Below are 18,377 nucleotides of genomic sequence, written 5' to 3'. Positions count from 1 at the left end.
TTGAGCGGACCAATACTAATAAGTCGGAATCTTAATCAAGAGAAATTACTATGTAGTATTGAGTGTTTAAGAGACACATGAGAGAAAATAAGTTGGCAAGAAAAGCTACGAGGGTACACCTAGTAACATACCGAACCTAGCAGTTAAGCTCGTAAACGCTGAAAGTACTTGGGGGGCAGCCCTCTGGGAGGATAGGAACTTGCCAACTTTTTAATTTTTTGGAAGAAATAGAGAGAGAAAATATATATTTAAATATTAAATGAAAAGTTGTGAGTAAGGAGTTATAGAATAGTCTATAGCTTTTTTTATTATTTGTTTAATATTTAAGTGGAAATTAATATATTAAATAAATTAAATAAGAGGATTATAAATTTATAAAAGTATATAGGAAATATTTAGTAAAAAGAGTTGAAAATATTATATAAAAAAATTAATTTATTTATAAATTTTAAAATTTTTAAGACTATCAGAAGAAAATTTAAAAGTATAAAATATATATTACGTATGGTAGAAAAATTTTATCTAAAATATTAGTAGAAAATTTAAGGAGAAAAAATTTTTCAAGGATATTTTAGATAGTTGATGGATTTGTTAATTTAAAATATAAAATAATTTTTAGAAAATAATGAATAGAAAATTACTAGAAATAAAATTTAAAGTTATTATATTGTTATTTGTGTACATATTAGTAATTATTTTATAAAATAATAGTTTAAATTTGATGTGATATTTAAAAGGTATATTTTGGAGATAAAATTTAATTTTAAGTATATTAATGTTCATATAACAGTTAAGTTTTATAAAATTTAATAAAATTTTATAATTTAAAAAATTATAAAAAGATTGGAAATTTGCTAAAAAATATAAAAATTTAACTAAAAAAATAGATAATAAAAAGGATTAACTATAGTTAATCCTTTTTATATTTTCATAAAATATTCGTTTAATTAAATAATAAATTTAAAAATTATTTATTTTTTAATTTACGAGATTTTTTTTTAGAAGATTTTTCTTGTCCTTTTGTAAAATCATCAATTCTTTTATTGAAGGTAGAAGCAGGTTTAAAATTAACTCTATATTTAGTTTCAGTCATAATCATTTCACCAGTTTTAGGATTTCTTCCTTCTCTACCTTTTAAAATTCTTTTTTCAAAGTTTCCAAATTTTCTTAAAATTACAAGGTCATCTTTTTCCATAGCAACTTTCATAGTTTCCATAAATAATTCTACTTGTTGAGCAGCTACAGAAAAGCTCTCAATATTACCTAGTTCCTGATAAAGAGCTACAAAATCTTTCTTTTTCATCATAATATAAATTCCTCCCATTAAAAATAATTTAAAAAAAATCAAAAAGTATTTTTTTAGATTATAATATCATATTTTAATGAAAAAAAAAAGAGAAAATTAAAAAAACTTTATAAACATAAATTTATATGATAAAATAATAAAAAATATGTTTTAAGAAATGAGGAAACTTAATGATAGGAGCTTTTTTTGATATAGATGGAACTATATGTAGAAATTCACTTTTAACAGAACATTTTAAAAAAATGATTAAATATGAATTAATTGACCCTTTGGTTTATGAAGGAAAAGTCAAGGAAACTTTTAGATTGTGGACTGAGAGAGTAGGGGATTATGATGGATATTTATTGACTCTTACAGAAAGCTATGTAAATGCAATGGTTGGAATTTCTGAAAAAGATAATGAATTTGTATCAGAACAAGTAATGAAACTAAAAGGAAATAGAGTTTATAAATATACAAGAGAAAGAATAAAATGGCATAAGGAACAAGGACATAAAATAATTTTTATATCTGGAAGTCCTGATTTTTTAGTTAGAAGAATGGCTGAAAAATGGGGTGCAGATGACTATCAAGGGTCAGTATATCATATAAGAGATGGAAAATTTTCTGGAGAAATATCTCCTATGTGGGACTCAAAAAATAAGATTAAAAGTTTAAATAATTTTTGTAAAAAATATGATATTGATTTAGAAAAAAGTTTTGCTTATGGAGATACTAGTGGAGATTATTCTATGTTAAAATCAGTAGGTAATCCAATAGCGATTAATCCGTCTAGAGAGTTTTTAGAAAAAATAAGAAATGATAAAGAAATTTCTGAAAAACTAAAAATAGTAATAGAAAGAAAAGATGTAATATATAAAGTTAATGTAAATGTAGAAATTATAGAGTAATTTGGGAGGAAAAATGGAAGATTTTGTATTTTTAAAACCTAGAAAAATGAGCCATCCTGTAAATGGAATGACTTTAGAATACTTAGAAAAACAAAGTGCAATAGCAGCACTTTTAGTTTCTAGTGATGGGAAAAAAGGATATTTTGTAGAGCAATTTAGACCAGGAATCAAAGAAAATTCTTTGGAAGTTATAGCAGGACTTATAGATGAAGGAGAAATTCCTAAAGATGCTTTATACAGAGAAGTGAGGGAGGAAGGAGGATATTCTAAGGAGGATTATGATATCATTTATGAAGAAAAAAAACCTCTAGCAATATCACCAGGTTACACAGAAGAAAAATTAAGTTTATATATATTAAAATTAAAAAAAGATGTAAAGCAAAAAGAATTAAAATTAGATGAAGGAGAAGATTTAATAGGTAAGTGGTTTAATTTTGAAGAAATTTTAGAAAAATCTCAAGATTTTAAAACTTTTTATTTAGTAAAAATATATGAATATTTAGGAAAATAATGAATAGATTAAAATTGCCAGATAGCTTAAAAAAATTTGAATTAATTGTCACTAGAAAAAAAATAAAAAATATAATAATAAAAATAGATGATGAATGTAAGATAAAAATATCTTGTCCTTTTAGAGTACCAAATAGTTATATAGAAAAACTTATTGAAAAAAGAGAAAAGTGGATAATAGAAGTAATTGACCACAAGAAAAAAATAAAAAATGAGTTTGATGAAAATTTTATTTATTTGGGAAAAATTTATCCAATACAAATAAATAATTCTATAGAAGAATTTTGTCAATTAAAAGATGAAAAATTTTATATAAATATTCAAGAGAATTCTTTTAAAAATAGAAAAAAATTAATTGATAGATGGATATGTGAAAATTTTTATTCTTTAGTAATAGATTTAACTATGGAGATTGGAGAAAAAGTAGGATATACTCCAATTAAAATAAGATTTAGAGATATGAGAACTAGATGGGGTTCATGTAACTCCATGAAAAAAAGTATTACTTATAATCATCAGTTATATAAAAAATCTATTTATTTTCTAGAATATGTTATTTTACATGAGTTAGCTCATATACCATATCCTCATCATCAAAAAACTTTTTGGGAATTTATTGAAAAATTTATGCCTGATTGGAAAAAAAGAAAAAAATTAGGAAATATTAGTTAAGATAAATAAAGAAAGGAACTAATCAATTAATGATTTTTCATCAATCTATTAGTTCCTTTTAAATTAAAATTCTAGGAATTTTATGGGATAAGAGAGATAAAACTTCACACATATTCATTTTAAGGTGGTCTCTAATTAGTGAAAAATCAAAGTAGAGCTTGACAGTATCATTTATATGAACAGTATCATCAATTTCTATTAAAGTACTATCCATCATAACAGAGATAATTTTAAATTTTTGATTATTAATTAAAGCAAGAGAACCTTCATTAGTTTTTAAAAATCCATCACCGTAACCTATTTTTATAATAGCTACTTTAGAAAGGTTAATAGATAAATCTTTTTTTTGGTTATAAGTGAGATATTTAAGAGATGAAATATCCTTTATATTTATAACTTTTCCTTCTAAAGAAAAAACTTTTTGCAAATTATTTTCAAAAGCTCCTTCTTCATAAAAACCAAAAACAAACATTCCAGGTCTTAAATGAGTAGAGATTGGTATACTTCCATATTTTGTAATACCTAAACTATTTTGAAGATGAATCATTTGAAAATTATTTTTACCTAAATTTTCAACTATTTCAGTAAATTTATTTATAATATCTACTCCATCTTTATATTCAACAGAAAAAAGATGAGTAAAAATTCCAGAGAATTTTAGGTTATATTTAATCATTAATTCTTTCAAAAGATTTATATCTTTAATATAAATTCCATTTCTTCCAAATCCAAAATCTATTTTTAATTGAATTTGATTTGATGAAATTCCAAATTTTAGATATAGATATAGGTCTTCTAATGAATTAGCGGAAATTAAGAGTTGAGGATTCTTAATAACTGTTTTTAGAAAATCATATTCTATAGATTCAAAAATTAATATTTTAAAATTTTTGTTATAATTTATATATTCTAAAATTTCTAAAGCTTCTGAAATTCTAGCAACAGCACAAATATTAATTTTGTATTTTAAAAGCAGTTTAGATATTAAGTTAATATCATGTCCATAAGCATTGGCTTTAATAACAGGAATAACATCTTTATTATATCTATTTTTTAATAAATTTATATTGTGAATAAAATTTTTCTCTGAAATAAAAATATTCATAATTACTCCAAAATTTATTTAAATTTATTGTCAAGTTCCCTATCAGAAAAAGGACCAAAACCTTCACTAACTGTAGGTTTCAAATTTTTTATAAATGTCCCCATCTCATCAGCACTTCCAACAATCCTATTAAATATACTTAAATATTCATTTAAAATTGGATTATTTAAATCATAAGGATATCTGATAATATGGTCTATTTCACTCCAAGCTTCTTCAAATACTGTCCTAACTTGCATTTCTGTATAAACTATATCATCAATTTCTTCAATATAATTTTCGATTAAGTAATGTACAGAACGATAACCATGTTCTCTTATAATAAGTTCACAATTAAGATTAGATAAAGCTTTTTCTAATAATTCTGTATTATAATCACCAGGTCTTACATTTACTTGTGGGGTCTCAGCAACCTCCCAATTATTTAGTATCTCTTTATGAACTTCAATCCAATCTTCTTTAAAAAGATGAAGAACTCTAACTCCAATAAGGTCAGTAATAATTTTTTTATAATTATTAACATTAATATTTTTATCAGAATATTTTTTCCCTTTTCTAATAATTTTTTCTATAAGATGAGTTGGTTTTTTAACTCTTCTTCTAACTGAATGAACAGCTTTAGAGTCAATTAATTCAAATGTAAATTCGTCAGCTTTTTTTTCTAAAAAAGGAATAATTCTAATATAATCATCATAAATTTCTTCTAAATCTTTCCATTGAAGACCAGTAGCTAAAAAAGTTTCTTCACTAATAGAAAATTCCTTAAGAAATTTATCTTTGTCAAGCATTAGAATTCACCTCTTAATTTTTTTAGATAAACAGTACAAACTTTTCTTTTACCTATAATCTTATTTTCAGAAATATCCTTTTCAGAAACAGGAGATTTTAAAACTATTGTTTCTTCAATTAAAGATTTTTTATCTAAATGGTGTAGACGTTTAAAAGTAATTTTATCTTGGCTATGTAAATAAGTTTTATCAACTTCATAATCACACCAAGTTGAGAAGTGTTCATCTTTTAATAAAAGTTCAAGGTTAAGTAGATAGAAAATGTTATCTATATTTTCCAATTTATCCATTTGTACTTTTAAATTTTCCTCTTTAGCTGCACTAAATAATGAATGGATAGTTTTTATTTTAACAACTTCTGAAATATTATTAAGAGTAATTTTTCCAGCTAGATTTTTAAAAGCAAACTCCATAGGTACTTCTGAAAATAAAGATTCTAACATTTCTAATACTACAATAGCTCTTCCAAGAGTAGTTGTAGAGAAAATTTCATAGTAAAAATAATCACTTGTAACTTTAATTGTTTCAGGAGTATTATTTATTATACTAAATCTTAATTTTAAATCTCTAGATTTAATCTCCAAAAGAGAGATATTGTTAATTTTGTTAGAAAGAATTCTAATGAAACAATTATTAGAGAATTCTCCTATTTTCATTTCAGCATTTCCTACAATTCCAATATCATCAAAAACTATATTTTCTGGCAAATTAGTGGAAATTAGAGGAAATTTATTAAGAGATAAAGAGGAATATTTTTTTTCTAATCCAGTTTCTAAAGAAAATTTATTATTTTCTAAAATTACATCTTGAGGGATGTATTCCTCTTCTTTATTAAATTTTTCTTCTTGAATATTATCAAATAAAGAAAATTGTACCTCTCTATTTGAATCTTCCATAGGAGAGTCAATATCTATAACTTCCTCTGTAATTATTTCAGATTCTAAAATTTTATTTTCTATCTCAGTTTTAATAATTTCTTCTTTTTTTCCAGATATTAATTCAGATTTATTAGTATCTTCAAAGATTGGATTGATATCTAGATTAGAATTTTCAGCTAAAGCAACTGGATTTTCCATATTTTCAGAAATTTCTTCAGAGATTGTATTTAAATTTTCTGTAGTGTTTGTTACCTCTTCATTAGAATCCTCTTCTTCAATTATAGAAATTGAATTTTCAATAATTTCTTGAGGAGTTTCTATTTCAGAAATTTCATCATCAGCATCCTCTATATCATTGAAGCAGTTATAAAGTTTTCTAAAAAATACAGAAGACTCATAATTTAAAATCTGAATATTATATTTTTTTATAAAATCTAAAACTTTTGAATTAGTAATACTTTCATTTGTAACTAGATATACATCTTTTAATAAATTTGGAAAATCTCCAAATATAAATTCAAGAATTTCAAAAAAATCAGAATCTTTTAAATCAAAAGCACAAATAATATTTGTTCTTAACTTTAAATCATAACGGATACTGTTAAAATAATTTTTATAAAAAGGAAGAACTTTTAATTTTTTCAAATCTTGACTAGTAATAATACAAGTATCAATAGAATCTAATTCTCCTAAAGGCTTATAAAGTTTAGTTTTTCCAATAGCAAAAGTATCTTTATCAAATGGAGAAAGTTTTTTAATTTTCTCATCATTATAAAACAAAGTATCATAGTTAATATTAAGAATAGATGAAATTTTATCTTCCTTTATAAGAGAGTCAAGATATTTGATTTCAATTTCTTTTTCTGGATAAAGAGATTGAAGATTTTTAAATATATTTTGTTTTGTAGAAATAACTTTATCTACAAAAATTTGAGATACTTCTAATAAAGAATTATTTTCTATATTATCAATATCTGAAAAATCAAAAGTTTCTATAAGAAAATTAGATAATTCATTCCTACTTGGATAGGAATCTAAATTTTTATAAAAATTCTCTGTTATTAAATTAATTTTTTTCTCTAGTTTTATATTTTCAAAAAAGTCCATATTTTACCTCTTAAAAATTATTCTTTACATAATAAGTATATACTAATTTTATGAAATTCTCAATTAAAATTTTGAAAAAAAGTGATATAATATAGAAAAAAAGGAGAGAAAGGGATATGGTACATACATTAGGAGAATCACTTTTTTATATAAATATTATTTTTGCTTTAATAGTTATTTTTTTTGAAAGAAAAAGACCTATGTATACTTTATTTTGGATAACTCTTCTTTTATTAACTTCATATTTAGGATTTTTAGCTTATTTATTTTTTGGATTAAAATTTTATAAAAAAAGAAAAGTTATGAAGTTTTATTCAAGAACTTTTTTTAAAGAACTTTATAAAACAGAAGGATATAAATTAAAGCTTGTAGAAAAAAGAAATCAAATGATAAATTATATAAATAATACTGTTGGAAGTAAGGTTACATATTACAATAATGTATTTTTTTATAAAGAGGGAAATAGCTTCTTTAGGAATATGTTAGAAGATATAAAAAATGCAAAAGAAAGTATAAATATGGAGTATTTTATTTTTAGTGATGATGAAGTTGGGAAAAAAATCTATGATGAATTAGAAAAAAAATCTCGTGAAGGGGTAAGTATAAAAATTATTGTAGATGGTGTTGGAACTAAAAATCTAACAAGAGTGAGAAAAAAATCATTGAAAAAAAATAATGTACAGTTGAAAGTATTCTTTCCTTCAAGTTTTCCATTTATAAAAATAGGAAATATAAGAGCAAATTATAGAGACCATAGAAAAATATGTGTTATAGACAGTCTAATATCATATACAGGAGGTTTTAATATAGGAAAAGAATATATAGGAAAAGGAAGATTAGGAGAATGGAGAGATACAGGGGCTAGAATAGAGGGGGAAGCTTCTATAGATATAGAAAGAGAATTTTATATAAATTGGAGTTTTTTGCAAAAAAAACATTTAGATTATGTAGAAACAGATAAAATTCTCAGAAAAAAAATAAATAAAGTTCATGAAAATCTAAAAAATTATAATGTCAATGGAATACAACTAGTAAGTTGTGGACCAAATTATGAAACAAGGACAATTAGAGATTGTTATATTAGAATGATAATGGAAGCAAAAAGAAGTATCTATATAGAAACTCCTTATTTTGTACCAGATGATTTTCTTCTAGATTGTTTAAGAATGGCTTTAAAATCTGGAGTTGAAGTAAAAATAATTATACCTTTTTATCCAGACCATCCATTTGTACAATGGGCTAATCAAAATTTTTCAATAGAGATGTTAAAAGAAGGGGCAGAAGTATACAAATATAAAGAAGGCTTTTTACACAGTAAAATTTTGATAATTGATAATGAGATTCTTTCTTTTGGTAGTGCAAATTTTGATTATAGAAGTCTTTACCAAAACTTTGAAATGAATTGCATAGTTTATGATATAGAATTAATTGGATATTTAAGAGAAATATTTTTTGAAGATATTTCAAAAAGTATAAGATTAACTAAGGATGTAATAAATAATAGAGGAAAAATAGAGAAGATTAAAGAAGCGATTTGTAGGTTAATGTCCCCAATTATTTAGTTAGGAGGAGATTATGGAATTGCAAAAATTGAGTGAATTTTTTAGAGAATTTTATGTAGAAAAAAATAGTAAAGAAAAAGTTATAGATTTACATATACATACTAATTATTCAGATGGATTTATAAGTTGTAAAGCTTTAGAACATCATTTGAGAGATAAAAGTTATTTATTAGCAGTAACTGACCACAATGCTATTGGGGGAAATATCATGCTTAGAAAAATGGGAATAAATGTAATTCCTGGAATAGAATTAGGCTGTATTGATGGTTTTGAAATGTTAGTCTATTTTAAAACAGAAGATGATTTAATATATTTTTACAAATCTTTTGTTGAACCAAATAAGAATAAATATAGAATGGCAAAAACTCATCAGGATATTCATTATTATTTAAGGGCTTTAGAAAAATTTCAATGTTATAAATCTATTCCTCATATAGCTGGACTTGCTCAAAAAAATTTTTTAAAAAATAAAGATTATATTTATAATGTGATAGCTAGAGTAGATGCCATAGAAATTCATAATCATGCTCTCCCAAATTTTAGAAATTTGATAGCTGAAGATGTTCAAAAGAGATATGAGAAAGAATTAACTTTTGGTAGTGATGCTCATTTTATGGAGGAGTTAATAAAATTTTCTAAAAGAATAAATCATTTGGAAAAAGATAATTTGTTTAGAGAATATTCTTCTAAAATCAAATTAATAAGTTGGTTAGGAAGAAAACATTTAGCTTATGGTATAAAAGGAGTGATAGAAAAATAAAAATAGAAGCTTGCATTTTTTTATAAATAATGTATAATAGAAAATGGAAAAAAGATTCTGTAGCTCAGTTGGATAGAGCGACGCCCTCCTAAGGCGTAGGCCATGCGTTCAATTCGCATCAGAATCGCCATATTAAAAAATTAAACTGGTTGAAATACCAGTTTTTATTTTATAAAAAAATAAAAGTACAATAAAAGTATTTTTTTATAGTGAATTTGGTTTTAAAATAAAAATAAATAATTAATATTTTTTTGGTAAATAGTATTAAAAAATCAATATTTTTCTTTACAAATCAGCTTAAATATAATATAATTGTATATCAAATATAAATTGTAAATAGTACTAAATTTTAGTAAAAATAAAAAATAAAAAGGAGAAAAACATGAAAAGAGTAATAACTTTACTTTTTTTTATATTTATTTCAATTTTTAGTTTTTCAGAAGAAAGTAAGGATATAAATACTATTAAAACTTTGAAAATGATAGTTAATGAAAAAAGTTTTAATAATAATAAATCAAATGAAAAAACTTATGATATTTTATATAGATTACCAAATGTATTAAAAAAAACTATGTTAGAACCTAAAAGCCATAAAGGGGAAATTTTTCTATATAAAGACAATAAAAAAATAGTATATTTACCAATATTTGACCAGGTAATAGAAGAAAATAACATAGAAGAAGAAAATTATATTGTGGATACAATAACTTTTTTTCAGAAAAAATATAAAGATGATTCTGAATTTAAAAAATTATATAATACTAAAAATAAGTTTCAAGTAAAAAAAGAAAATTTAAATTTAGATATTTTAAAAATGGAAAATATAGATGGTTATAAATTACCTGTTGAAATAAAAATTTATGATAAAAATATTTTGATAGCTCATTTAAAATTATCGAATATAGTAATAAATAAAAATATTTCTGAAAGTGAGTTTAAAATTTAATGACAGAATTTATAAAAGTAGAAGGAATAGTTATTAAAAAAAAAGATATAAATGATTCTGATAGATTACTTACAGTATTTACTAATTCTTTAGGAAAACAAACAGTCATTTATAAAGGAATAAAAAAAAGTAAAAAAAGAGATAAAACAGCATCAGATGTTTTAAGTTACTCAAAGTTTATTCTCTATAAAAAAGGTGAAAATTATATAGGAAGTAGCATAGATTTAATAGAAAACTTTGAGAATATAAAAAAAAATATAGAGAAAATAGGAATATCCTTGTATATATGTTTTATTTTAGTAGAAGTTTTAAAATTTGGAGAAAGAAATAGTAAGCTTTATGATTTAACTTTAAATAGTTTAAAATATATTAATAAAGAAACTGAAAAATCAAAATATTTTTTATTATTAGTATACTATCTTTATAAAATCCTAGTAGAAGAGGGATTAAATTTTAATGTTGAAGAAGGAAAATATTTTTCCATTAAAGAGGCATATTTTGGAAAAAAATTAAAAGAAGATAGTATTTTATTAAATGATTTTCAAGTTAGCATAATTCAAAAAATTTATTTTGGGAAAGTCAAGGAGTTGTTGAAAGAAAAGTTGAGAATAGAAGATATAAAAAGTGTACTTGAATTATTTGAAAATTATTTTAATTATCATTTGGAAGAAAGTTTAAATTTTAAGAGATATATTTGGGAGGAAAAATAATGACAGATATAGTTAAAATAACAGACTATATGAAAGAAGAGTTAATTGAACTTCAATTAAAAGGAAAAACAAAAGAGAGTATACTAGATGAATTAGCAGAATTATTAACAAAATCTCCAAATATTGCTACAGATAAAGAAAATGTAAAAAAAGCTTTATTTGAGAGAGAAGAACTTGGTAGTACTGGAATTGGAAAAGGTATAGCTATTCCACATGCAAAAACAGAAAATGCAGAACATTTAACAATAGCTTTTGGAATTAGTAAAGAAAAAATAGAATATAATGCTATGGATGAAGAACCTGTAAGAATATTTTTTACTTTTGCTTCTCCATTAAAAGAGAATAGAATATATTTAAAAGTTTTAGCAAGAATATCAAGATTAATAAGAAGTGAAAGTTTTAGAAATAAATTATTAAATTGTAAGACTCCATCAGAAGTAATAAAATGTATATCAGAAGAAGAAGATATTTAGAAGGAGGAGTGTATGAGATGTCCATTTTGTAATAGTAGTGATACAAAAGTTGTAGATAGTAGAGAGTTTATAAATGGGAATTCTATTAAAAGAAGAAGAGAGTGTCTTGTTTGTAAAAAAAGATTTACAACTTATGAAAAAATAGAAGAGAGAGCTCTTTATGTAATAAAAAAAGATAATAGTAGAGAAAAATTTGATAGAAATAAAATAATAAGAGGATTAACTATAGCTACAAGCAAAAGAAATATTAGTAGAGATGAAATAGAAGAATTTGTTTTAAAAATAGAAAGAAAATTACAAAATTCTTTAGAAAGTGAAATTAGTACTAAGTATGTAGGAGAACTTGTAATGGAAGAATTAAAAAAATTAGATGAAGTTGCCTATGTAAGATTTGTATCTGTATATAAAGAGTTTAAAAATATAAAAGATTTTATAGAAATAGTAGAGGATATTAAAGGAAACAAATAGGAGGAAAATAAAAATATATGAAAATTTTATTCATGGGAACTCCAGAATTTGCAGTACCAAGTTTAGATATTTTAACAAAAAATCATGAGATAATAGGAGTTTTTACTAAGGTTGATAAAATAAATAAAAGAGGTAAAAAAATAGAATATTTACCTGTGAAGCAATATGCAATAGATAAAAATATACCTATATATCAACCAGAGACTTTAAAAACAGAAGAGATTCAAAAAACTATAAAAGAATTGAATCCAGATTTAATCGTAGTAGTAGCTTATGGAAAAATAATTCCTAAAGAGATAATAGATATTCCTAAATATGGAATTATAAATGTTCATTCCTCTTTACTTCCAAGATTTAGAGGAGCAGCCCCTATAAATGCTGCTTTAATAGAAGGAGATGAAAAATCAGGAGTAACTATAATGTATATAGCTGAGGGATTAGATACAGGGGATATTATTTTATCTAAAGAAACAGCAATTACTGAAGAGGATGATTTTTTATCTTTACATGATAGATTAAAAGAGATAGGAGCTGAAGCTCTAAAAGAGGCTGTGGATTTAATAGGAAAAGGTCAAAACGAAAGAATACCTCAAGATAATGAAAAAGCAACTTTTGTAAAGCCATTCAAAAAAGAAGATTTAAAAATAGAGTGGAATAATTCAAAAGAAAAAATATTTAACTTTGTAAGAGGACTTAGTCCTGTTCCTTGCTCATGGACTTTTCATGAAGAAAAAATCTTGAAAATATATCAAGTAAAAAAATATGATAAAATCTATGAAAATGGAGAAATTGGAGAGATTGTAGATAAAGTAAAAGGAAAAGGTCCTGTTGTAAAAGTAAAAGAGGGGTCTTTAATAATTACAAGTGCAAAACCTGAAAGTAAAAAAATTTTATCAGGAGCAGACCTTTTAAATGGTAATTTTATAAAAATAGGAGATATATTAAAATAGGAGTCGATTTATTTATGAATATACTAGATGGCAAAAAATACTCAGAAAAAATATTAAATAATATAAAACTTCAGATTGAAAAATTAGAAAGTTTAGGTAAAAGAAAACCAGGTCTTGCTGTAATAATGGTTGGAGAAAATCCAGCTTCAAAAATATATGTAAATTCAAAAGTAAAAGCTTGTGAAAAAGTTGGAATATATAGTGAAAAAATCACTTTACCAGAAGATATTACACAAGAAGGGTTATTAGAAGAAATTGAAAAATTAAATAATAATAAAAATATAGATGGAATTTTGGTACAATTACCTTTACCAAAACATTTAGAAGAAGAAAAAATTTGTAATGCCATAGCTACAGAAAAAGATGTAGATGGATTTAAAGCTGAAAACTTAGGAAAAATAGTTTTAGGGAAAGAAGATGGTTTAGTTCCATGCACACCACAAGGAATCATGTATCTTCTAGATACCATTGAAAATATAAACTTATATGGAATGAATGCTGTAGTTATAGGAAGAAGTAATATAGTTGGAAAGCCTATAGCAGCTCTTCTTATAAATAGAGGAGCAACAACAATAGTTTGTAATAGTAAAACAAAAAATATAGAAGAACTTTTAAAAAATGCTGATATTATTGTGGCTGCTTTAGGAAAAGCTAAATTTGTAACAGAAAATATGGTTAAAGAGGGAGCCATTGTTATAGATGTGGGAATAAATAGAATAGATGGAAAATTATATGGAGATGTAGATTTTGAAAATGTTTCTAAGAAAACTTCATATATTACTCCTGTACCAGGTGGAGTAGGACCAATGACTATAGCAATGCTTTTAAATAATACTATAAAAGCTTATAAGGGAGAGGAGGTATAAAATGGCTAGACCAGGAAGACCTAAAAAAAATCAAATTATAGAAGATAAAAATATCGAAACAAAAGAAAATAAAAAAATTAAGGTAAATAAAAAAGAAAAAAATATTGATGAAAAAATAAAAGAAGTTCAAAAGGCTGATAAAAAAGAATATTATATAGTTGACAAAAGAATATTACCAAGTTCTATAAAAAATGTACTTTTAGTAAATGATTTAGTACAAAATGAAAAAATGTCAAAATATGAAGCTATAAAAAAAGTAGGACTTAGTAGAAGTACTTACTATAAATATAAAGACTATATAAAACCATTCTTTGAAGGTGGACAGGAAAAAGTATTTAGTATTCATTTAGCTTTAAGAGATGAACCTGGAATTCTTGCAAGAATTTTAGATGTAATAGCAAGTCATGATATGAATATATTAACAATAATCCAAAATATTTCTATTGATGGTATTGGAAGGGCTACAATATCTGTTCAAACAAATCAAGATACTCTAAGAAAAGTAGAGGGAGTATTAGAATTAATAAGTGAAATAGATGGAGTGAAGGAACTAAGAATAATAGGAAGCAATTAAGGAGATATAATGGAAAATATAAGTTTAGAATTAATAGAAATGTTAGCGAAAAAAATGAATGAAAGAGAATTAAATGAAATTACCTTAGAAAAAGGTGATGAAAAAATTACTTTAAAAAAAGAAATAAAATATGTGAGTAAAGAAATTGTAACAAATAAATCAGTTTCTAAAGAAAAAAAAGTAACTACTGCTTCGTCTAAAACTTCTGATGAAAAAACAAAAGGAAATATAGTAATAGCTCCAATGTCAGGAACATTCTATAGATCTCCAGCTCCTGGGGAGCCTCATTTTGTTCAAGAGGGAGATGAAGTTAATAATGGAGATGTTGTATGTATCATAGAAGCTATGAAAATGATGAATGATGTAATTTGTAAATATTCAGGAAAGGTAGTAAAAATTTTAGTTGAGAATGGGGAAATAGTACAAAAAGGAGATAAACTTTTTGTTATAGAATAACTATAAATTAATTTTAAGGAAGGTGTAGGTATATTGGACACGTATCGGGATTTGATTTTATTAGTAATTTTAATTATGTTATCAGGATTTTTTTCTGCTTCAGAAACAGCTTTAACAGCTTTTTCTAGTATTCATTTAGAGGATATATCTGAAAAAAGTCCTAAAAAGGGTGAGTTATTAAAAAAATGGTTGAAAAAACCAACAGATATTCTAACAGCATTATTACTAGGAAATAATATAGTAAATATTTTTTCAACATCATTAGCTACAGCTTTAATAACTAAGTTTTTAACTAGCAAAGGAACAGAGTCACAAGGAAGAGTAGTTTTAATTTCTACTGTAGTAATGACTTTAGTTATATTAATATTTGGAGAAATAACTCCAAAAATAATAGCTAAAAATCATTCTACAACAATTTCTAAAAAAGTGATTATACCAATACATATAATGACAAAAGTATTTAAACCTTTTATTATTATATTAACCTCAATTTCTAAACTTTTAAGTAGATTATTAGGAATAGAAATAAAAGATAATGCAGTAACAATAACAGAACAAGATATTATCTCTTATGTAAATGTTGGAAAAGCTGAAGGAGTTATAGAAAATGAGGAAAAAGATATGATTGAATCAATTGTAACTTTTGGAGATACTTTAGCAAGAGAGGTTATGACTCCTAGAACAGCTGTATATGCTTTTGATGGAGAAGAAAAAGTAGAAGATATATTAGAGAAAGTTGTAGAAAAAGGGTTTTCCAGAATACCTGTTTATAATGAAGGAATAGATGATATAATAGGTATTTTATATGCTAAAGATTTATTAGTAGCTATGAAAGAAGGGAAGAAAGATTCAAAGGTTAAAGAATTTGTTAGAAAGGCCTTTTTTATTCCAGAAACAAAATCTGTTTTAAGTATACTTGAAGATTTTAAAAAAGACCATGTTCATATGGCTATAGTTGTAGATGAATATGGAGGAACAGTAGGAGTAGTTACTATAGAAGATGTAATAGAAGAAATTTTTGGAGACATCAGAGATGAGTATGATTTAAATGAAAAAGATACAATAAAACAAATATCAGAAAATACTTATGAAGTAGACGGAATGATGGATGTGGAAGAATTAAATAAAGAGTTAAATATAAATCTTCCAGAATCTGATGATTATGACAGTTTAGGTGGTCTTATTTTAAATGAATTAAATGAAATTGCCAAAAAAGATGATGTTATAAAAATAGAAAATATAGAATTAAAAGTTTTAGAAGTAGATAAAGTAAGAATTTCTAAAGTATTATTACATATAGGAGGAATAGAGGAAGAATGTTAAAAGTAATAAGAACTTATTTTTATGCTGGAATGATAGTACTTTTACCTATTTTTTTTACAGTATATATTATAAACTGGCTTATAAATATAGTAATAGGATTAACTTTAGATTCTTTTATGGTATCAATCATAAATAGTATTATTAAAACTTTAGGAGTGGAACAAAATGATAGAATAGTTTTAGTAATATATTTAGTGTATTTATTAATGATTTTAGTTTTTATACTTTTAATTGGATTAATAACAAAAAATATAGTTGGAAAAAGGCTTAAAAAGAGAATGGATGATTTAATTTGTAAGCTTCCTATAATAAAACAAGTTTATTCTACAATGTTACAGATAGTTTCATTAGTATCATCAAATAAAAATTCAGGATATAAAAAAGTTGTTTCAGTAGAATATCCTAAAAAAGGAATATATAGTATTGGATTTTTAACTGCTGAAAAAAATGAAGCTGTTGCTAAATGTTATGGAAGAGATGTTTATAATGTTTTTATTCCAACATCACCAAATCCCACTTCTGGAATGTTTATTTGTGTACCGATAGAAGATGTACATGAATTAGATATGAGTGTAGAAGATGGTGTAAAATTAATTGTTTCTGGAGGAGTTATAGCTCCAGGAATAGAATATGATTTGGATGAAAATGAAGATGAAAAATAAAATTATTTGTATATTGACTTTAATTATTTTAGGTTGTAGTTCATATGAGAAAAGAGAAAATACAAATGATAATTTAGAAAGACCAGAGTATGTTATTTTAAAAGGGATAAATTTAAAGCAAAGAGGAGAATATTCAGAGGCTTTAGTAACTTTTGAAGAACTTTTCAAAGAAGATTCTAAAAATAAAATTCTTTTAGAAGAAATAGCAGAATCATATGTAAAATTAGGCGACTATAAAAAAGCTATATTTTATTATGAAGAAGCTATGAAATATAGTGAAAGAGATGTTAGATTAATAAAAAACTTAGCATATACTTATTATTTAGATGGAAATTATAAAAAATCTTTAGAATCTTTAGAAAATTTATATGAAAAAGAAAATGATATAGAAACAAAAAAATTAAAAGTTTTTCTCTTAATAAAAAATAATTTAAAAATTTCTCAAGAATATTTAGAAAATGTTGAGAATAAAATAGAAAATTTTGATATTAATTTTTATGATATGTATGTAAATTTTTTAATTGATAGTGGTTTAGATGATAGAGTAAAAAATATGTTAAATAGTTTTCCAACAAGATTTTATTTAGATTCAGAAGCTATGAATTTCTATTTTCAATTAAAATATAAATATTCTTTTGATTATGAAGAACTTGAAAAAGAGTTAAAGAAATATATAGTTTTAAATAATAATATAGAAATTAAAGATGAAATTTACATACTTTTAGGGGAAGTTGAATATAAATTAAAAAATTATAAAGAATCAAAGAATACACTCAAGTTTGTTTCTAAAAACGGGAGAAAAAATCAAAGATATTTAGAACTAGTAAGGAGTTTGGACAATGAAAATAAATTATAAAAAATATGTAACAGCCATAGAAAATTTTCCAATAGAAGGAGTTACTTTTAGAGATATAACAACATTTATTCAAAATGGAGAGGCTTTTAAAAGTGCCATAGAAGAATTTTCTAATTTTGCTAGAGAAAAAAAGGCAGATTTAATAGTTGGGCCAGAATCAAGAGGATTTATGTTTGGATGTCCTGTAGCATTTAATTTAGGGATAGGATTTGTTCCTATAAGAAAACCTGGAAAATTACCAAGAGAAGTTATATCTTTTGATTATGATTTAGAATATGGAAAAAATACTTTAGAGATACATAAAGATGCTATAAAAAAAGGTCAAAAAGTTGTAATAATAGATGATTTATTAGCAACAGGAGGAACTACATTAGCTACTATAAAATTAGTGGAAGAATTAGGTGGAGAGGTAGTTGGAATTTGTTATTTGATAGAATTAAAAGAAGAATTTGATAGTAGAAAAAAATTAGAGGGATATGATGTATTTACTTTGATAGAATACTAATTTTTTTCTA

At 23.8% G+C, this 18,377-nt stretch carries 21 protein-coding genes, 1 tRNA gene and 1 rRNA gene; 19 read left to right on the top strand and 4 right to left on the bottom strand.

Annotation, left to right across the window (positions count from 1 at the left end):
* Nucleotides 1-91: 91 nt before the first annotated feature.
* Nucleotides 92-208 (top strand): 5S ribosomal RNA (gene rrf / locus HF862_RS05980).
* Nucleotides 209-967: 759 nt separating this feature from the next.
* Here the strand turns inward: rrf and HF862_RS05975 are convergent.
* Complete coding sequence (locus HF862_RS05975; protein WP_170187008.1) at nt 968-1,306, bottom strand: HU family DNA-binding protein; 339 nt, start codon at nt 1,304-1,306, stop codon at nt 968-970.
* Nucleotides 1,307-1,476: 170 nt separating this feature from the next.
* Here HF862_RS05975 and HF862_RS05970 point away from each other — a divergent pair, with 170 nt between their 5' ends.
* From HF862_RS05970 to HF862_RS05960, 3 genes are read left to right on the top strand one after another with little or no spacing between them, the layout of a single operon-like run.
* Entirely contained in the window at nt 1,477-2,196 is a 720-nt protein-coding gene (locus HF862_RS05970) for an HAD family phosphatase (protein WP_170187007.1), read from the top strand.
* Nucleotides 2,197-2,209: 13 nt separating this feature from the next.
* A complete protein-coding gene (locus HF862_RS05965; protein WP_170187006.1) occupies nt 2,210-2,707 on the top strand; it encodes an NUDIX domain-containing protein in 498 nt (165 codons plus the stop codon).
* Nucleotides 2,707-3,378 (top strand): M48 family metallopeptidase, encoded by a 672-nt coding sequence (locus HF862_RS05960; protein ID WP_170187005.1) that lies wholly within the window; start codon nt 2,707-2,709, stop codon nt 3,376-3,378. The genes HF862_RS05965 and HF862_RS05960 overlap by 1 nt, the downstream gene beginning before the upstream one ends.
* Nucleotides 3,379-3,436: 58 nt before the next feature.
* On the opposite strand, the gene HF862_RS05955 is transcribed toward HF862_RS05960, so the two are convergent.
* Genes HF862_RS05955 through HF862_RS05945 form a run of 3 tightly spaced genes read right to left on the bottom strand, consistent with a single transcriptional unit; the run spans nt 3,437 to nt 7,256 of the window.
* Nucleotides 3,437-4,483, bottom strand: a complete 1,047-nt coding sequence (locus HF862_RS05955) for an alanine racemase (RefSeq protein WP_170187004.1) — start codon at nt 4,481-4,483, stop codon at nt 3,437-3,439.
* Nucleotides 4,484-4,497: 14 nt separating this feature from the next.
* Entirely contained in the window at nt 4,498-5,271 is a 774-nt protein-coding gene (locus tag HF862_RS05950; RefSeq protein WP_170187003.1) for a RelA/SpoT domain-containing protein, read from the bottom strand.
* Nucleotides 5,271-7,256, bottom strand: coding sequence for an SIR2 family protein (locus tag HF862_RS05945; protein WP_170187002.1), 1,986 nt, complete (start codon nt 7,254-7,256; stop codon nt 5,271-5,273). Before HF862_RS05945 ends, HF862_RS05950 begins: the two co-directional genes overlap by 1 nt.
* A gap of 116 nt (nt 7,257-7,372) precedes the next feature.
* On the opposite strand from HF862_RS05945, the gene cls reads away from it, so the two are divergent.
* From cls to HF862_RS05870, 15 genes are all read left to right on the top strand, one after another.
* Nucleotides 7,373-8,818, top strand: a complete 1,446-nt coding sequence (gene cls, locus HF862_RS05940) for a cardiolipin synthase (RefSeq protein ID WP_170187001.1) — start codon at nt 7,373-7,375, stop codon at nt 8,816-8,818.
* A 13-nt stretch (nt 8,819-8,831) separates the two neighbouring features.
* Nucleotides 8,832-9,578, top strand: coding sequence for a PHP domain-containing protein (locus HF862_RS05935; protein ID WP_206039037.1), 747 nt, complete (start codon nt 8,832-8,834; stop codon nt 9,576-9,578).
* A gap of 53 nt (nt 9,579-9,631) precedes the next feature.
* Nucleotides 9,632-9,708: transfer RNA gene (locus HF862_RS05930), tRNA-Arg, on the top strand.
* Nucleotides 9,709-9,960: 252 nt separating this feature from the next.
* Nucleotides 9,961-10,524, top strand: coding sequence for a hypothetical protein (locus tag HF862_RS05925; RefSeq protein WP_170187000.1), 564 nt, complete (start codon nt 9,961-9,963; stop codon nt 10,522-10,524).
* Complete coding sequence (gene recO, locus HF862_RS05920; protein ID WP_170186999.1) at nt 10,524-11,234, top strand: DNA repair protein RecO; 711 nt, start codon at nt 10,524-10,526, stop codon at nt 11,232-11,234. The genes HF862_RS05925 and recO overlap by 1 nt, the downstream gene beginning before the upstream one ends.
* Nucleotides 11,234-11,707, top strand: coding sequence for a PTS sugar transporter subunit IIA (locus HF862_RS05915; RefSeq protein ID WP_170186998.1), 474 nt, complete (start codon nt 11,234-11,236; stop codon nt 11,705-11,707). Before recO ends, HF862_RS05915 begins: the two co-directional genes overlap by 1 nt.
* 12 nt (nt 11,708-11,719) lie before the next feature.
* The gene (gene nrdR, locus HF862_RS05910; protein WP_170186997.1) at nt 11,720-12,175 is read left to right on the top strand and encodes a transcriptional regulator NrdR; all 456 of its coding nucleotides are present in this window, start codon (nt 11,720-11,722) and stop codon (nt 12,173-12,175) included.
* A 17-nt stretch (nt 12,176-12,192) separates the two neighbouring features.
* On the top strand, nt 12,193-13,125 hold the full coding sequence (gene fmt, locus HF862_RS05905; RefSeq protein ID WP_170186996.1) for a methionyl-tRNA formyltransferase: 933 nt from the start codon (nt 12,193-12,195) through the stop codon (nt 13,123-13,125).
* 14 nt (nt 13,126-13,139) lie between these two features.
* Nucleotides 13,140-13,991 carry a bifunctional methylenetetrahydrofolate dehydrogenase/methenyltetrahydrofolate cyclohydrolase FolD gene (folD, locus tag HF862_RS05900; protein WP_170186995.1) on the top strand — a complete coding sequence of 284 codons (852 nt, stop codon included), beginning with the start codon at nt 13,140-13,142 and terminating at the stop codon, nt 13,989-13,991.
* Between the two features lie 103 nt (nt 13,992-14,094).
* Nucleotides 14,095-14,565, top strand: a complete 471-nt coding sequence (locus HF862_RS05895) for an ACT domain-containing protein (RefSeq protein ID WP_027128835.1) — start codon at nt 14,095-14,097, stop codon at nt 14,563-14,565.
* Between the two features lie 9 nt (nt 14,566-14,574).
* On the top strand, nt 14,575-15,021 hold the full coding sequence (gene accB / locus HF862_RS05890) for an acetyl-CoA carboxylase biotin carboxyl carrier protein (RefSeq protein WP_170186993.1): 447 nt from the start codon (nt 14,575-14,577) through the stop codon (nt 15,019-15,021).
* 33 nt (nt 15,022-15,054) lie between these two features.
* Nucleotides 15,055-16,344 carry a hemolysin family protein gene (locus tag HF862_RS05885; protein ID WP_170186992.1) on the top strand — a complete coding sequence of 430 codons (1,290 nt, stop codon included), beginning with the start codon at nt 15,055-15,057 and terminating at the stop codon, nt 16,342-16,344.
* On the top strand, nt 16,338-17,006 hold the full coding sequence (locus HF862_RS05880) for a DUF502 domain-containing protein (protein ID WP_170186991.1): 669 nt from the start codon (nt 16,338-16,340) through the stop codon (nt 17,004-17,006). Before HF862_RS05885 ends, HF862_RS05880 begins: the two co-directional genes overlap by 7 nt.
* Nucleotides 16,984-17,862, top strand: a complete 879-nt coding sequence (locus HF862_RS05875; protein WP_170186990.1) for a lipopolysaccharide assembly protein LapB — start codon at nt 16,984-16,986, stop codon at nt 17,860-17,862. The genes HF862_RS05880 and HF862_RS05875 overlap by 23 nt, the downstream gene beginning before the upstream one ends.
* Entirely contained in the window at nt 17,852-18,367 is a 516-nt protein-coding gene (locus HF862_RS05870) for an adenine phosphoribosyltransferase (protein WP_170187009.1), read from the top strand. Before HF862_RS05875 ends, HF862_RS05870 begins: the two co-directional genes overlap by 11 nt.
* The last annotated feature ends 10 nt before the right edge of the window (nt 18,368-18,377 follow it).

Origin of the sequence: Fusobacterium sp. FSA-380-WT-3A (assembly GCF_012843705.1) — a bacterium.
Lineage (GTDB): Bacteria > Fusobacteriota > Fusobacteriia > Fusobacteriales > Fusobacteriaceae > Fusobacterium_B.
Note: the sequence above shows the minus strand (reverse complement) of the source record. Positions and strands in the feature narration are given on the sequence as shown.

Bases quoted from the DNA above. Each gene is read 5' to 3' on its own strand.
- HF862_RS05875 (WP_170186990.1), top strand. From the start codon at position 16,984: ATGAAAATGAAGATGAAAAATAAAATTATTTGTATATTGACTTTAATT.
- accB (WP_170186993.1), top strand. From the start codon at position 14,575: ATGGAAAATATAAGTTTAGAATTAATAGAAATGTTAGCGAAAAAAATG.
- cls (WP_170187001.1), top strand. From the start codon at position 7,373: ATGGTACATACATTAGGAGAATCACTTTTTTATATAAATATTATTTTT.
- HF862_RS05975 (WP_170187008.1), bottom strand. From the start codon at position 1,306: ATGATGAAAAAGAAAGATTTTGTAGCTCTTTATCAGGAACTAGGTAAT.
- HF862_RS05955 (WP_170187004.1), bottom strand. From the start codon at position 4,483: ATGAATATTTTTATTTCAGAGAAAAATTTTATTCACAATATAAATTTA.
- HF862_RS05915 (WP_170186998.1), top strand. From the start codon at position 11,234: ATGACAGATATAGTTAAAATAACAGACTATATGAAAGAAGAGTTAATT.
- fmt (WP_170186996.1), top strand. From the start codon at position 12,193: ATGAAAATTTTATTCATGGGAACTCCAGAATTTGCAGTACCAAGTTTA.
- HF862_RS05925 (WP_170187000.1), top strand. From the start codon at position 9,961: ATGAAAAGAGTAATAACTTTACTTTTTTTTATATTTATTTCAATTTTT.
- HF862_RS05945 (WP_170187002.1), bottom strand. From the start codon at position 7,256: ATGGACTTTTTTGAAAATATAAAACTAGAGAAAAAAATTAATTTAATA.
- folD (WP_170186995.1), top strand. From the start codon at position 13,140: ATGAATATACTAGATGGCAAAAAATACTCAGAAAAAATATTAAATAAT.
- HF862_RS05950 (WP_170187003.1), bottom strand. From the start codon at position 5,271: ATGCTTGACAAAGATAAATTTCTTAAGGAATTTTCTATTAGTGAAGAA.
- HF862_RS05935 (WP_206039037.1), top strand. From the start codon at position 8,832: ATGGAATTGCAAAAATTGAGTGAATTTTTTAGAGAATTTTATGTAGAA.
- HF862_RS05970 (WP_170187007.1), top strand. From the start codon at position 1,477: ATGATAGGAGCTTTTTTTGATATAGATGGAACTATATGTAGAAATTCA.
- HF862_RS05965 (WP_170187006.1), top strand. From the start codon at position 2,210: ATGGAAGATTTTGTATTTTTAAAACCTAGAAAAATGAGCCATCCTGTA.
- HF862_RS05960 (WP_170187005.1), top strand. From the start codon at position 2,707: ATGAATAGATTAAAATTGCCAGATAGCTTAAAAAAATTTGAATTAATT.
- HF862_RS05880 (WP_170186991.1), top strand. From the start codon at position 16,338: ATGTTAAAAGTAATAAGAACTTATTTTTATGCTGGAATGATAGTACTT.
- nrdR (WP_170186997.1), top strand. From the start codon at position 11,720: ATGAGATGTCCATTTTGTAATAGTAGTGATACAAAAGTTGTAGATAGT.
- recO (WP_170186999.1), top strand. From the start codon at position 10,524: ATGACAGAATTTATAAAAGTAGAAGGAATAGTTATTAAAAAAAAAGAT.